Origin of the sequence: Allobosea sp. Leaf344, from assembly GCF_001426225.1 — a bacterium.
Taxonomy (GTDB): domain Bacteria; phylum Pseudomonadota; class Alphaproteobacteria; order Rhizobiales; family Beijerinckiaceae; genus Allobosea.
Genome location: NZ_LMRT01000014.1, coordinates 153360 through 167154, shown reverse-complemented (window position 1 = coordinate 167154; position 13795 = coordinate 153360). Strand labels below are relative to the sequence as shown.

Annotated in this window: 15 protein-coding genes and 1 pseudogene; 7 read left to right on the top strand and 9 right to left on the bottom strand. The window is 68.2% G+C overall.

The genetic code is table 11. The features are described 5' to 3' along the window. Positions 1-3 precede the first annotated feature (3 nt). From ASG72_RS12805 to ASG72_RS12790, 4 genes are all read right to left on the bottom strand, one after another. A complete protein-coding gene (locus ASG72_RS12805) occupies positions 4-561 on the bottom strand; it encodes an esterase (RefSeq protein WP_156395947.1) in 558 nt (185 codons plus the stop codon). Between the two features lie 166 nt (positions 562-727). Beyond that, positions 728-1825, bottom strand: a complete 1098-nt coding sequence (locus ASG72_RS12800; protein ID WP_056712843.1) for a cache domain-containing protein — start codon at positions 1823-1825, stop codon at positions 728-730. A gap of 10 nt (positions 1826-1835) precedes the next feature. Further along, positions 1836-3803, bottom strand: coding sequence for a cellulose synthase catalytic subunit (locus ASG72_RS12795; protein WP_056712841.1), 1968 nt, complete (start codon positions 3801-3803; stop codon positions 1836-1838). Beyond that, positions 3803-5008 (bottom strand): HlyD family efflux transporter periplasmic adaptor subunit, encoded by a 1206-nt coding sequence (locus tag ASG72_RS12790; RefSeq protein ID WP_082540317.1) that lies wholly within the window; start codon positions 5006-5008, stop codon positions 3803-3805. Before ASG72_RS12790 ends, ASG72_RS12795 begins: the two co-directional genes overlap by 1 nt. A 192-nt stretch (positions 5009-5200) precedes the next feature. Between ASG72_RS12790 and ASG72_RS12785 the strand changes: the two are divergent. After that, a pseudogene (locus tag ASG72_RS12785) lies at positions 5201-5371 on the top strand (mandelate racemase); the annotation flags it as partial. Positions 5372-5389: 18 nt separating this feature from the next. On the opposite strand, the gene ASG72_RS12780 reads toward ASG72_RS12785, so the two are convergent. Further along, the gene (locus ASG72_RS12780; RefSeq protein ID WP_348271587.1) at positions 5390-6445 is read right to left on the bottom strand and encodes a LysR family transcriptional regulator; all 1056 of its coding nucleotides are present in this window, start codon (positions 6443-6445) and stop codon (positions 5390-5392) included. Here ASG72_RS12780 and ASG72_RS12775 point away from each other — a divergent pair. From ASG72_RS12775 to pqqE, 6 genes are all read left to right on the top strand, one after another. After that, positions 6444-7607 (top strand): mandelate racemase/muconate lactonizing enzyme family protein, encoded by a 1164-nt coding sequence (locus tag ASG72_RS12775; protein ID WP_056714590.1) that lies wholly within the window; start codon positions 6444-6446, stop codon positions 7605-7607. The two genes, ASG72_RS12780 and ASG72_RS12775, sit on opposite strands and share 2 nt — an antisense overlap. 98 nt (positions 7608-7705) lie before the next feature. Beyond that, positions 7706-7834, top strand: a complete 129-nt coding sequence (pqqA, locus tag ASG72_RS20360; RefSeq protein WP_082540316.1) for a pyrroloquinoline quinone precursor peptide PqqA — start codon at positions 7706-7708, stop codon at positions 7832-7834. Positions 7835-7841: 7 nt separating this feature from the next. Continuing rightward, positions 7842-8726: a pyrroloquinoline quinone biosynthesis protein PqqB gene (pqqB, locus tag ASG72_RS12770; protein ID WP_056712835.1), complete on the top strand. Its 885-nt coding sequence runs from the start codon at positions 7842-7844 to the stop codon at positions 8724-8726. Further along, on the top strand, positions 8723-9457 hold the full coding sequence (pqqC, locus tag ASG72_RS12765; RefSeq protein ID WP_056712834.1) for a pyrroloquinoline-quinone synthase PqqC: 735 nt from the start codon (positions 8723-8725) through the stop codon (positions 9455-9457). Before pqqB ends, pqqC begins: the two co-directional genes overlap by 4 nt. Then, positions 9454-9726, top strand: coding sequence for a pyrroloquinoline quinone biosynthesis peptide chaperone PqqD (gene pqqD, locus ASG72_RS12760; protein WP_056712833.1), 273 nt, complete (start codon positions 9454-9456; stop codon positions 9724-9726). The genes pqqC and pqqD overlap by 4 nt, the downstream gene beginning before the upstream one ends. Then, the gene (gene pqqE, locus ASG72_RS12755) at positions 9723-10859 is read left to right on the top strand and encodes a pyrroloquinoline quinone biosynthesis protein PqqE (RefSeq protein ID WP_082540315.1); all 1137 of its coding nucleotides are present in this window, start codon (positions 9723-9725) and stop codon (positions 10857-10859) included. Before pqqD ends, pqqE begins: the two co-directional genes overlap by 4 nt. A gap of 71 nt (positions 10860-10930) precedes the next feature. Here the strand turns inward: pqqE and ASG72_RS12750 are convergent, their stop codons facing one another. The 4 genes from ASG72_RS12750 to ASG72_RS20355 all read right to left on the bottom strand — a co-directional run bounded on the left by ASG72_RS12750 (position 10931) and on the right by ASG72_RS20355 (position 13783). After that, the gene (locus tag ASG72_RS12750; RefSeq protein WP_056712832.1) at positions 10931-12259 is read right to left on the bottom strand and encodes a sorbosone dehydrogenase family protein; all 1329 of its coding nucleotides are present in this window, start codon (positions 12257-12259) and stop codon (positions 10931-10933) included. A 146-nt stretch (positions 12260-12405) separates the two neighbouring features. Further along, positions 12406-13167 carry a substrate-binding domain-containing protein gene (locus ASG72_RS12745; RefSeq protein WP_056712830.1) on the bottom strand — a complete coding sequence of 254 codons (762 nt, stop codon included), beginning with the start codon at positions 13165-13167 and terminating at the stop codon, positions 12406-12408. A gap of 143 nt (positions 13168-13310) precedes the next feature. After that, complete coding sequence (locus ASG72_RS12740; protein WP_056712828.1) at positions 13311-13502, bottom strand: hypothetical protein; 192 nt, start codon at positions 13500-13502, stop codon at positions 13311-13313. Positions 13503-13612: 110 nt separating this feature from the next. After that, positions 13613-13783: a protein dehydratase gene (locus tag ASG72_RS20355; RefSeq protein ID WP_082540314.1), complete on the bottom strand. Its 171-nt coding sequence runs from the start codon at positions 13781-13783 to the stop codon at positions 13613-13615. Positions 13784-13795 lie beyond the last annotated feature (12 nt).

The following is a 13795-nucleotide window of genomic DNA, read 5'->3' as shown; positions in this document are numbered from 1 at the left end:
GGATCAGACCCCGGACAGCGGCCCGCGACGATCGGCCGGGAAGGCGCGAGCGAGCCAGTCGCGCAGGATCTCCAAATCAACCTCGCACAGGCGATGACCGGATGCCGTGCTGCGATGGCTGACGGCGGCGCCGGCCTGGCTGAGCAGAGCGGCCTGGTCGGCACCGTCCTGCGGCTGCCGCCGCTCGTCGCGGGCCGCGTCGAGGACGAGTATCGGCATCCCGTCGAGGCGCGGCACCGCGCTCGGGGCGAAAGGCGAGAGCGGCCGCAACAGCGCGGCGCCCCGCATCAACTCGGGGAAGAGCAGCACGAGGGCTGCGGCCATGATCGCCCCGTTCGAGAAGCCGATCAGCACCGGGCGCTCCGTCCAGCCCTGGCTAACCGGTAGCTGCCGCAGGAAACCGGCCAGCGCCTGCGCCTCGTCGCGCAGGCTCGCCTCGTCCAGGCTGCGATCGGGCCGCCGGCGAAAGAAGGCGTAGCCCTCCTCCCAGGGGATGGCGCCGCGCAGCGAGAGCGTCGCCGCTCCCGGGGCCACCGAAGCGGCCAGAGGCAGCATATCCATCTCGCTGCCGCCCGAACCATGAAGCAGGATCAGAGGCGGCCAGCTTGTGTCACTGGCTTTGCTGATGCGAAACTGCATGGAATCGGGCCCGGCCATTGCGCTTTGCCCCTGTTGACCGGAGCTTCATGACAGGACGGTGATGGCTCTCGGCCCGCTGCTTCGCCTCTCACTGTTTGCTGTTCGCATTCTGCAGCCTGACCAGCGCGTCGGAGAGGCGCGCGGCCTCGTCATAGCGGGTCTCGACATGGGGAGCGCCCGCCTCGGGATCGTCCAGGATGGCCTCGGCCGATCCGGCCAGGCGCCGCAGCGGCGTGGTGATCCATTGCGCGCCCAGAGCGAGCAGGATGATCGCGACCAGGGCGCCGGCGCCCAGCATCGTCCAGAAACTGCGGACGAGGTCGCGCGTCGGTCGCAGCGCGGCGTCCCGGTCCTGCCGGATGAGCAGCGACCAGCCGAAGCTCGGGAGATTGTCGTGGCCGACCGCCGGGATGACCACGGTGATATAGTCCTTCCCGTCGGGCCAGCGCTCGTCGAGGACGATCGAGGTCGCCCGGTTCGCCGACAGGGCGGACCCGACGGTGAGCGGCTTGTTGACGAGGTCCGGCGGCCCGTAGAGCACCGTGCGCTCGCGCGACAGGAGCAGGACGTCGATGCCCGGCGCCTGCATGCTGGCCAGGTTCTCGATCACCCAGCGCCAGTCGAGATGCGCGCCCAGCACGCCGAGCGTCGCCCCGCCATCCTGCTTGACCGGGGCGGCGAGGTCGATGAAGCGCGGCGGCTCGGCGCGCTGGGGCAGCAGCTGTGCCAGCAGCTGCGCCTCATGAACGTCGACCGCGGTCGGTCCGGTCAGCCCGCGGCGAAACCAGGGGCGCTGCGCCACGCTCGCCCCCTCCAGCATGCCGCGGCTCGCCGCCAGGACCTTGCCGTCGACATTGGCGATGCCGATCCAGGAATAGCGCTGGTCGAGGTCGCCGATGAAGTCGATCTGCTCGCGCACCTTGTCGAGCCGGGCGATGTCGACCGTGCGCGAAAAGGCTTCGACCTGCAGCCAGAGCTGGTGGAGGCGACGCGCCAGCAGGCCGGCGCTGAGTTCGCCGCGTCCCGTCAGCTTGTCGACGAGCAGCTCCTCGGAGCGGCGCTGCAATGTGCCGGTATAGAAGCTGCCGGCCGTGACCGCAGGGATCAGCATCAGCAGCGCACCGCCGATGATGACCCAGGTCCGGAGGCCGGGGCGTTTCGCGCGAAGCGCTCGTCTGGCTGCCATGTCCTGTCCCCTAGCGAGTGAGCGCCCGCGCCAATTCGCGGATCATCAGGCCGATATCGCCCTTGTCCGTGCCGGGCGTGAGCGAGGCGGTGTGCAGCTTGGCGATGATCAGGCTGCGCTGGTCGTCGCTGGGCTCGAGGTCGATGAGATAGCCGTCCCGCGTGGTGTCGCGGACCCGCCCGGCAATCGCGCCGATGATCGGCAGGCGCAACGCGGCCGGCTGGCCTTTGGCCAGCCCGACCGGGCCGCTGATCCGGGCATGGTCGGTGCCGAGGCTGACGAGCCAGCCGCGCAGCTCGCGCCCCTGCGTCTCGAGGACGACGCGCTGCAGCACCTGGCGCTGCGGCTGGTTGAGGCGCGGGCGCTCGACGCAGGCCGCGATCACCACCAGCAGGACGAAGAGGTTGTAGATCGTCCAGAACATCACGACGACCATGCCGTCGCCGGCCGTCCCGGCATTGTTGAAAAGGAAGTCGGAGCGGAGATTGACCAGCAGCCCGCCGACCGTGAGCGCGAACAGCACGAGGAACGGCCACATCAGCGGCCATTGCACGACGATCCGGGTGCGGTCGCCGCCCTTCGCGGTCACCGAGAATTTATGCGGGCCCTTGGTCAGGAGCCCGGTCGCGGCGGCGCGGGTGATCGGCCAGGCGGCGACGAGCTGGCCGACATCGTTCACCACCGGGATGAACAGCCCCTTCGACAGCCAGTTCAGCGTCGCCATCACGGCGATGTAATAAGGGCAGTAATAGATGATGATGTCGGCCAGCGACGCGTTCACGACCGTGACGCCGCCCCACCAGTAGAGCAGCGGGCAGATGATCCCGGCGAGGCGGAACGCGAAGGTCGTGTTCCAGTAGAGCAGGGAATCGAAGACGCTGAGGCGGTGCATGAAGGACAGGCGGTGGCGGCCGAAGGGGCCGTAGACGTTCCGGACGATCTGCATCATCCCCAGGCACCAGCGGCCGCGCTGGACGATGTACTCCTGCAGCCCTTCGGGGGCGAGCCCCTCGGTCAGCGCCTCGTTGAGGTAGACGGTCTTCCAGCCATGTTCGGCCAGCCGCAGCGTCAGGAGGAAATCCTCCGTGACGCTTTCGGTCGGCAGCCCGCCGATCTCCTGCACGGCAATGGTGCGGACCATGGAGGAGGTGCCGCAGCAGATGGCGATGCCCCAGGCGTCGCGGGCGGGTTCGACATTGTCGAAGAAGTGCCGCTGCTCGTCCGGATAGGCCGAGCTGATGCCGAGATTGTGCTGGATCGGATCGGGGTTGAAGAAATGCTGCGGGGTCTGCACGAGCCCGACCGAGGGGTCGTGGAACAGCGCCAGCGCCCGATCGACGAAATCGACATGGGGAACGAAATCGGCGTCGAGCACCGCGACGAAATCGGGTGCGTCGGCTGCGTCGCGTCGGGCGTTCAGGGCGTAATTGATGTTGCCGGCCTTGGCATGGGCATTGTCGGGCCGGGCGAAGTAGCCGACCCCGAAGCGTCGGCAGGCCTCGGCCAGCCAGGGCCTGCGGCCATCGTCGAGCACGAAGACATTGACCGGGAACGCCGAGGCCTTGGCGCCGATGATGGTCCGCTCCAGCACTTCGAGCTGTTCATTATAGGTGGCGATGAAGATGTCGACCCGCGGCGGCGGTTTCGGGCGCCACCATTGCGCGTGCAGGCTCGCTTCCTGCTTGCGGTCCTTGACGCGGGACAGGATGAAGAAGGCGACCGATGAGGAGAGGACGGTCAGCGCCTCCAGGATCGCGAAGCTCCAGCTGAACAGCGCGTCCCAGCTCCAGGCCAGCGGCGCGGTGGTCTCCGTCAGGCGCCAGGCCATGTAGCGCCAGGCCAGGAGCGTGGCGCCGCCGAGCAGCAGCGCGCGCCAGTACCAGCGCCTGGGATCGAGGTGCGGCAGCAGGAGCAGGCGCAGGCCGAGCACCACGGCGGTGCCCGCGAAGGCCGAGAGCAGAGGCGGCAGCGCCAGCATCAGAACCCGTAGCGGGTCAGGAAGCGGCGCATGGTGGCGATCGGGCCGCTGCTGAAGATCACCCGGCCGGTGCGGCCGATCGCGCAGCTCAGATCGTTCTGGGCGGCGAGCGCGGGCACGCTGACCGTGACGTCGAAGCGCTGCAAATGCTCGGCGCTCGGCCCCACCGCGAGATTGGCGTAGAGGCTGGTCGCGCCGGAGCCGCCGAGCCTCGTTACGGTGCCGTCGAAGACGCGCTCGTCGCCGAACAGCCGGAACTGCACGGGGTAGCCGATCGAGAGGCTGTCATAGAGCGATTCCGTGACGCCGGCCGTGACGATCAGCGTGCTGCAATCGACGAGCCGGACGAGATCCTGCCCGCGGCGGGCATATTCGCCGTCGTCGATCAGGAAATCCCAGGCCATGCCGGTGACCCGCGTCGTCAGCGAGGCCGAGGTCAGGCGGTTGATGCGCACCCGCTCCGCCGCGATCTGCCGCTCCAGCAGCGCCACCCGTGCCTCGTGCTGGGCCTGCTCCGCCTCGAGCTCCGCCAGTCTGAGATCGAGCTCGCGGACGCGCTGCGAGGAGAAGGGGGCGTCATTGTAGGAATCGCCGATGAAGACGCCGGTGCGCGCCGCGGCCAGCTCGGTGGTGAGGTAGTTGCTGCGCTGCCTGGCGCTTTCGAGCTCCTGCTGCGCCACATCCGAGGCGGCGCGCGAGCGTTCGAGATTGGCGGCGGTCTGGACCCCGCGATCGTTGAGCTCATTGGCGCGGCGCAGGGTGCCCTCGGCTTCCCGCAGCCGTGCCGCCGAGGCGTCCTGCGCGGCGCGCGCCTCCGCCAGCCGCGCCTCGATCTGCCCGATGCGGCCCTTCTGATAGCTGACGAGCTGCGCCGCGAAACCGTCGCGGGCCTGGATCAGAGCGAGCTTCTGCGCCGCGGCGCGCTTCGCCTCGAGCTTTTGGCTATCCGATTGCCGTTCGAGATCGATCAGCCGGGCGGTGTCGAACCGGTCGTCGACGATGTCGGCGATCAGCTCCCCTGCCCTGACGCGCGCGCCGATGCTGCGCACCGCCAGTGAGACGACGCCTTCGATCGGCGCACGGATGACGGTGATCCGCGCATTGACGGTGGCGTCCGCTGACGTACCGGCAAAGTGTTCGCCGATGAGAACATAAAGCCCACCAAGTAATAAGATCAGACCCGCAAAAAGCCGTAGAATTTTCATATGCCGCAACCCGATTGGCGGACAGGGTCGATGGAAGTTATGAACGGATCAATAAAGTCTTTGCTCTAATCGCTCGGACGCAGCTTACCGCCGGGCCCGGCGATACCGGGCGGCGCGTCCCGAATCGCGCGCAAACCCTTGGCTCACATAGTAAAAGCTGCCACGCCCATGCTCGCCACGGCACCCGGCCAAAAGGGCCGCGAGGCCGATCCGCGGGTCCATGCAGCCGGCGGCTATGACGATCCCGGCGCCTCGATCGCCGAGGAGCAGCGTCGGATCGAGGCCGTGCTCGCCGAGATCGGCGCGCAGGCGAGGCGCGCCGTCGATGCCAATGGCCGCTTCGAGCTCGAGACCGGCATCGCCTAGGTCAGCAGGAGGCGCTCAGCGTCGCTCCTGAGAGTGATGACATGCACCAGTCCATAGATCCTCTGCCGCTTCATTCAGCCTGTCCGGCGATCGGAACAGTCGTATCTCGACCGGAATATCCAAGTGGTCCGACCCGGCACGGACCAGGCGGCCACAGTCCAGATCCTCCGCCGCGAGGGTCAGCGGCAACCATGCGACGCCATGCCCATCACGGGCCAGCGTCGCCAGGGTCGCGGCGAGATGGGATGTCAGGTTGGTCGCCGACGCGCCGATATGCAGTCCGCCGCAAGCAGCGATGATCCGCCCGAGACCCGAGGCTTGGCTGTAGCCGAGAAACGGCGTCGGCTCTGCTGCGGTGCCGGGCAGTGCCCATCTGGCCCCCCCGCTCTCATTGGGTGCGCAGAGCGGCAGAAGCACGTCGTCCCCGATGCGCATACTGGCGAAACGGTCCGCCGCGAATGGCGGGGCGACAGCCTGATGGACGTGGCAGAGCAGGAATTGGGCCTCGCCGGAGAGCATCAGCTGCTCGCACGCCGCCATGCTATCCGAGATCAGGTTGATTGCGCCGAGCGCCTGCGCCTGCATGGCCCGCCGGATCCAGCCGGGGAAGAATGTGAAAGACAGGGCATGCGTCGCCGCGATGGTGAGTGCGGTGGTGTTGCGCTCGCCGATCACGCGCGTTTCGCGCCTGGCCCGATCGAGGATGTTCAGCAGGTCGCGCGCGTGGGGCTGAAAGTGCTCGCCCGCCGCCGTCAGGCGCGCGCCTTGCGGTGTCCGTTCGAACAGAATGGCGCCGATCCACTCTTCCAGAGCGCGTATCCTGCGGCCGAACGCCGGTTGCGTGACGTTGCGAGCGGCGGCAGCCCGCGAGAAGTTTCGATGCTGCGCCAAAGCCTCGAAATCCGACAGCCAATCATAATCCATGTCAGTGCCGTTCGAGCATAGCAGGAACCGAATTTGGCATTGGATTGCTGGTTGGTCCAGCCTTATGCCTCGAATCCGCCGCGCCTTTCCGATCAAGCCCGAGCTTGGTCGATGCCGAATCTGCATGCGGGACAGGGAGAATTTCATGCGTATCGTCGACGTCTGCGAGGTCACCAAGCCGATCGCCTCGCCCATCCGCAACGCCTATATCGATTTCTCGAAGATGACCGCGAGCCTCGTCGCCGTGGTCACCGATGTCGAGCGTGATGGCCGGCGGGTCGTCGGCTACGGCTTCAACTCCAATGGCCGCTATGGACAGGGCGGCCTGATCCGCGAGCGCTTCCGCGACCGGCTTCTCCAGGCCGAGCCGAACAGCGTTCTCAACGAAGCCGGCGATAGTCTCTGCCCGCACAGGCTCTGGGCGGCGATGATGGTCAACGAGAAGCCGGGCGGCCATGGCGAGCGCTCGGTCGCCGTCGGGACGCTCGACATGGCGATCTGGGACGCGACCGCGAAGATCGCCGGCAAGCCGCTGTTTCGCCTGCTGGCCGAGCAGAAGGGCCGCGAGGCCGATCCGCGGGTCTTCGTCTATGCCGCCGGCGGCTATTACTATCCCGGCAAGGACGATGCGCAGCTGCGCGCCGAGATGCGCAGCTATCTCGATCGCGGCTACACCGTCGTCAAGATGAAGATCGGCGGCGCCTCGATCGCCGAGGACCAGCGCCGGATCGAGGCCGTGCTGGCGGAAATCGGCGCGCAGGCCAGGCTCGCCGTCGATGCCAATGGCCGTTTCGATCTCAAGACCGGCATCGCCTATGCGGAAATGCTGCGGCAATATCCGCTGTTCTGGTACGAGGAGGCGGGCGATCCGCTGGATTACGCGCTTCAGGCGGCGCTCTCGGAGTTCTATCCCGGGCCGATGGCCACGGGAGAGAATCTGTTCTCGCATCAGGATGCGCGCAACCTGCTCCGCTATGGCGGGATGCGCCCGGACCGCGACTTTCTGCAGTTCGACTGCGCCTTGTCCTATGGGCTGGTCGAATATCTGCGCACGCTCGACGTGCTGCAGCAATTCGGCTGGTCGCCGGCGCGCTGCATCCCGCATGGCGGGCATCAGATGTCGCTGAACATCGCGGCCGGGCTGGGGCTCGGCGGCAATGAGAGCTATCCCGATCTGTTCCAGCCCTATGGCGGCTTTCCCGACGGCGTCCGGGTCGAGGACGGCCATATCGTCATGCCGGAGCTGCCGGGCATCGGCTTCGAAGGCAAGAGCGACCTGATCAAGGTGATGCGCGAACTCGCGGAATAGCGGAGGCACTTCTTCGCCCGGGCCCCTGTCATAGTGCCGCATGTGGATCCATCCGGGGGTCGCGCGCGTATCTTCGGGGTGCATCCAAGGAGAGAGACATGATCTGGGAAACACCCATCGTCGAAGACATCGCCTGTGGCATGGAAGTCACCGCCTATGCGCCCGCCGGTGAAGGCGACGATCTGAACACGACGCCCGAAGCGACGGTCGAAGCCGCCGAGGCGTGATCTCGGCATGAAGGCCGTCGTTCTCGGTTCGGCCGCGGGCGGCGGCTTTCCGCAATGGAACTGCCGATGCGCCAATTGCGCGCTGGCCTGGGCCGGCGATCCCCGCGCGACCTGGCGCACGCAATCCTCGCTGGCGCTGCTCGACGGGGATGGCTGCGTCCTGGTCAATGCCTCGCCTGATCTCGGCGAACAATTGCGCAAGACGACGGCGCTCTGGCCGATCGCCACGCGCCGCTCCCCGATCCATACGGTGGTGCTGACCAGCGCCGAGATCGACCATATCGCTGGGTTGGCGCATCTGCGCGAGCGGCACGCCTTCGCCGTGCTGGCGCTGGCTCCCGTACAGGCCGCCATCGCCGACAACCCGCTCTTCGCCCCGCTGATGGCGAGCCGCCGCACCGTCGCGGCCGGAGAGGTTCTGGAGGTGACGCGGGAGATGCGGATCACGCTGGTTCCCGTTCCCGGCAAGGCGCCGCTCTATCTCGAAACCGGAGACAGCGAACCGGCCGCACTGGCGGGCGAGGCCTGCGGGCTGCTGGTCGAAGGGCCCGAGAGGCGCCTCGCCTATATCCCGGGCTGCGCGGAACTCACGCCCGATCTCGCGGCATGGGTGTCGCGGGCCGATATCGTGCTCTGCGACGGCACCCTGTTCGAGGATGACGAGATGCTGCGGATGGGGCTCGGCGAGAAGACCGGGCGCAGGATGGGCCATGTGCCGATGACCGGTCCGGGCGGTTCGCTCGCCTGGCTGGCGGAGCTGCCCGCCGCCCGCAAGATCTATATCCACATCAACAACAGCAACCCCGTGCTGATCGAGGGGTCCCGCGAGCGTCGCCATGTCGAGAGCGCCGGGGTCGAGATCGGCTATGACGGGCTGGAGATCCCGCTGTGACCGCCCTCTCCGCTCCCGCTCTCCTCGACCGCCTGCGCGAGGTCGGTGCCAGACGCTATCACGACCGCCACCCCTTCCATCTGCGGCTGCATTCAGGTGGCTGCAGCAAAAGCGAGGTCCAGGCCTGGGCGCTGAACCGCTATGCCTATCAGGCGGCGATCCCGCGCAAGGACGCCAGCCTGATCGCGCGCCTCGACGATCCCGCCCTGCGCCGGGCCTGGCGCCAGCGGCTCATCGACCATGACGGCGCGGCCGATGGCGAGGGCGGCATCGAGCGCTGGCTGCGGCTCTGCGAGAGCCTCGGCTTCGCCCGCGACGCGGTGATCGCGCATCGGGGCGTGCTGCCGGCGACGCGCTTCGCCGTCGATGCCTATGTCGCCTTCGTCCGCGAGCGGCCGCTGCTCGAGGCCGTGGCCTCCTCGCTGACGGAGCTGTTCTCGCCCCAGGTCATCAAGACGCGGGTCTCCGGCATGCTGGCACATTATGATTTCGTCAGCGCCGAGAGCCTGGCCTATTTCACGGCCCGTCCGGAACAGGCGTCGCGCGATGTCGAGAGCGCGCTCGCCTATGTCGCCGCCCATGCCACGACCCCGGACCTGCAGGATGCGGTGGTCGCCGCGCTCGAATTCAAATGCGACGTGCTCTGGGCGATGCTCGATGCGCTCGACCATGCCTATGGCCCGGCCGGCCAGATCCCGCCCGGCGCCTTCCAGCCGGGCGGGGCGCCATGATCGGCCCCGACGCCCGCCCGATGCTGGCAAAGGGGGTCAGGCTGCGCGAGGACCGGGTTCGCGGCGGGCATAATCTGCTGGCGCCCGAGCATGTGCTGCGCGTCAACGCCTCCTCGGCCGCGATCCTGGCGCTCTGCGACGGCGCCCGTGGCATCGATGAGATCGCGGAGATCCTGGCCTCGACTTATCAGGGCGAGCGAGAGCGCATCGCGCAGGATGTCCGCGCGCTTCTGGCGGATCTAATGGCGCGACGTCTGGTCGAGACATGAGCGCGCCGCCGCCCTTCGCTTTGCTGGCCGAGCTGACGCATCGCTGTCCGCTGTCCTGCCCCTATTGCAGCAACCCGCTGGAGCTCGACCGGAAGGCGGAGGAGCTCGCCACCGCCGACTGGATCCGCGTGTTTCGCCAGGCCGCCGATCTCGGCATCTTGCAGCTGCATCTCTCCGGCGGCGAACCCGCGGCCCGCGCCGATCTCACCGAACTCGTCGCGGCGGCCGCCGATGCCGGGCTCTATACCAACCTGATCACCTCCGGGATCGGGCTCGATCGCGACCGGCTGGGCGCTCTCGCCGAGGCCGGGCTCGACCATGTCCAGCTCTCGATCCAGGATACCGAGGAGCGCAATGCCGACCGTGTCGCCGGTCTCGCCGGGGCGCATCGCCGCAAGCGGGATTTCGCGACCTTGGTCATCGCTGCCGGGCTGCCGCTGACGGTCAACGCCGTCCTGCATCGCGGCAATCTTTCGCGCATGGCGGCGATGGTCGACGAGGCCATCGCCATGGGCGCAGGCCGGATCGAGCTGGCGCATGCGCAATATTACGGCTGGGCGGCCCGCAACCGCGATGCGCTGATGCCCGACATGGCCGATGCCTTGGCCGCGCGCGACCAGGTCGCGGCGCTGCGCGTGGCGACGGCCTCCCGCATCACCATCGACTACGTCCCGCCCGATCATTTCGCGCGCTATCCGAAACCCTGCATGAATGGCTGGGGCCGGCAGTCGCTCAACGTGACGCCGCGTGGGCTGGTGCTGCCCTGCCACGCGGCGCAGACCATCCCCGGCCTCGTCTTCTGGAGCGTCAGGGAGCATGATCTGGCCGAGATCTGGCAGGAATCCCCGGCCTTCGCCGCGTTTCGCGGCACGGATTGGATGGCCGAGCCCTGCCGCAGCTGCGACCGGCGCGAGATCGATTTCGGCGGCTGCCGCTGCCAGGCGATGGCGCTGACCGGGGATGCCCGCAATGCCGACCCGGTCTGCGTGCTGTCGCCTTTCCACGATCGCGTGGAGCATCTGACGCAGCGCGAACGGGTCGACAGCTATGTGATGCGCGGGCGGCCGGCGCGGCAGGCCTCGCCCGATCCGGCCCCCGATGCGATCGGCGGTGGGCAGCCGGGCGGGGGCTGAGCGGAACCGGAGGCGGCGCCCGGCCGGGGCCGCCCGGCGAGTCTGTCGCGCCTGACCTGAGCCTGGCCGCGCTAGGAACCGGCGGCTTCGGTCCAGCGCCAGATCGCGTTGCCGACATCATCCGCGACCAGCAGCCCGTTTTTCCTGTCGACCAGCACCCCGACCGGCCGGCCCTTCGCCTCGCCCTTGTCGGAGAGAAACCCGGTCATCACCGGCTTCGGCATGCCGGAGGGCTTGCCCTCGGTGAAAGGCACGAAGATTACGCGGTAGCCGACCGGCGTCGCGCGGTTCCAGGAGCCGTGCTGGCCGATGAAGACGCCGCCCTGATAGCTCTGCCCCATCCGCCCGTCCTTGACGAAGGTCAGGCCGAGCGAGGCGGTGTGGGAGCCCAGCGCGTAATCGGGCTTGATCGCCTTGGCAACGAGCTCCGGCCGCGGGGGTTCGACACGATCGTCGACATTCTGCCCGTAATAGCTGTAGGGCCAGCCATAGAAACCGTCCCGCTTCACCGAGGTCATGTAGTCGGGAACGAGATCGTCGCCGATCTCGTCGCGCTCGTTGACCGCGACCCAGAGCTCCTTCGTCACCGGGTTCCAGTCGATGCCGACCGGGTTGCGCAGCCCCGACGCGAAGACCTGCGTCGCGCCGCTCGCCGTATCGATTTCCAGGACCGCCGCGCGCCGCTCCTCCTCCGCCATGCCGTACTCGCCGACATTGGAGTTGGAGCCGACGCCGACATAGAGTTTCGTGCCGTCCTCGCTCGCCACCATGCTCTTCGTCCAATGATGGTTGCGGCCGGCCGGCAGCGCCGCGACCCTGACCGGGCTGGCGCCGTTGCTGGTCTCGCCGGCGATATAGGGCACGCGCACCACGGCATCGGCATTGGCGATGTAGAGCTGGTCTCCGACCAGAGCCATGCCGAAGGGCGAGGTGAGGTTTTTCAGATAGACGCTCCTGGTCTCGGCGACGCCATCGCCATCCTGGTCGCGCAGCAGGCTGATGCGATCGGCGCTCGGGGTCTTCGACCCGGCCTTCTTCATGAAGAGCCCCTGGATCCAGCCGCGGATGCCGCCGCTCTTGCCCTCGGGCTTGGGCGGGGCATCGCTTTCCGCTACGAGAATGTCGCCATTGGGCAGTTCATAGAGCCAGCGCGGATGCTGGAGCCCGGTGGCGAAGGCGGTGATCTGTCCGCCGCTGGCGGCCACCGGCTTGTCGCCCTCCTTCCAGCCCACCGCATCGGCGATCTTCACCGTCGGCAGCCAGGAGGCTTTCGGCCGCGGCAGCGTCGGATTGGGTCCATAGCCCGCTTCTTCCGGCAGCGGCTTGTCGTTGCAACCGGCCAGTGCCAGCGCCGAGGTCGCCACCCCCGCGACGAGCAGGGCCTTGAGTGAATGGGCCATGATGAGATCTCCAACTGGCGCGGCAGGATGCGCGGTCGAGATCCTTGAATGTCGGGTGGCGCGAATTGTTCGGCGGCAGCGTCAATCCGCCTCGGCACGATCGCGCGAGGTGCCCGCGCCGGCCGCGGTTCGCCGGTCCCTTCGGCCTAGCGGAAGGGCGGCTCCATGCCGCGCGCAGCGAGGACGCGCCGGCCCGGCTCCCCGACCAGGAAGGCCAGGAATGCCTTCGCGATCTCCGGCTCGGCGGCTTTCGCGCCGATGCCGCCGGAATAGGTCGTGACGTTCTGGATCTCGGCAGGCAAAGGCCCGACCAGCGTCACGCCCTTCACGGCCAGGATCTCGCTGATCTGATGCACGGCGAGATCGGCCTCGCCGGTCACCAGTTTCTCCGCGACCAGCCCACCCGGGACGAGCACCGCCTTGGCTTTCACCGCCTCGGCGATCCCCATCGTCTCGATCAGCCTGGCGAAGTAGATCCCGCTCGATCCGCCTGCGGCGGGATCGATATAGGCGACCTTGCCGGCTGCCAGCAGCGCGGCCTGGAAATCCGCGACCGTGGCGATGGCGGGTTTCGCAGCCCCCTCCTTCACCGCGACCCCGATCGAGGTGCGGGCCAGATCGACCGGGGTTCCAGCCGCGATCCGCCCCTTGTCGACGAGGTCCCTGATCACGCCGGGCGTCACGATCGCGAGATCGAAGGCCTCGCCGGCGCCGATCCGCCGCGACAGCGCACCGGCCGTGTCATTGTCGATCAGGAGCTTGTGGCCGCTCTGCCGCTCGAAATCCTCGGCCAGCGCCAGCACGACCGGCTTGAAGGCACCGGCGGTCAGGATTTTGAGCTCGCCGGCTCGCGCGAGGCCGCCGACGAGACCCGTCGCGAGACATAGGACGGCGGCGATCACGCGCATGGACTTCTCTCCCGGAACTGCCGGAGCCATGAAGTCACCGCGGGGCGCGGTAAGTCCAAACACGTTCTCGCTGGTCGCTCACTGCGCCTGGCCATAGGCCGGAACGGAAAACGGCCCGGTCGTGGGACCGGGCCGCTCATTGCTCAGCGCGTCGGCGCACCGGGAGGCGGTGGCGCCCCGGTCGGTGCCTTGGCCGGGTCGGGCTGGATCAGATCGGTCCGCGCCTTCTGCTGCAGGCCGGGATCATCGGCCGTCAGCACGGCCGCCGCCAAGGGCGACAGCATCATCACGGCGATCAGAAAGGCAGCTACATATTCCTTGGTTTCGAAACGCATCGTCGCTCCTGGGTCAGAGCCCCCGCTTCCTCGAGCAACTTCGCTCGGATTGCGAGGTTCCGGCCGGGTTTGGCGGGGGGCTGGCGAGGGTCAGGCGGAGGTCAGGCAGGTCACGCCTCTGCCCGCTGCTTCTGCAGACCGGAGCGGCGGCATTGGGCGACGAGGTCGTCGTGCTGATTATAGGCGCGGTGCAGGAAGGTGACGATGCCCGCATTCGGCCGCGAACGGCTCTCGCGCAGTTGCACCACCTTGCCGCCCTTGACCGACGCGCCCCCTGGCACCCGGGCGGCGCC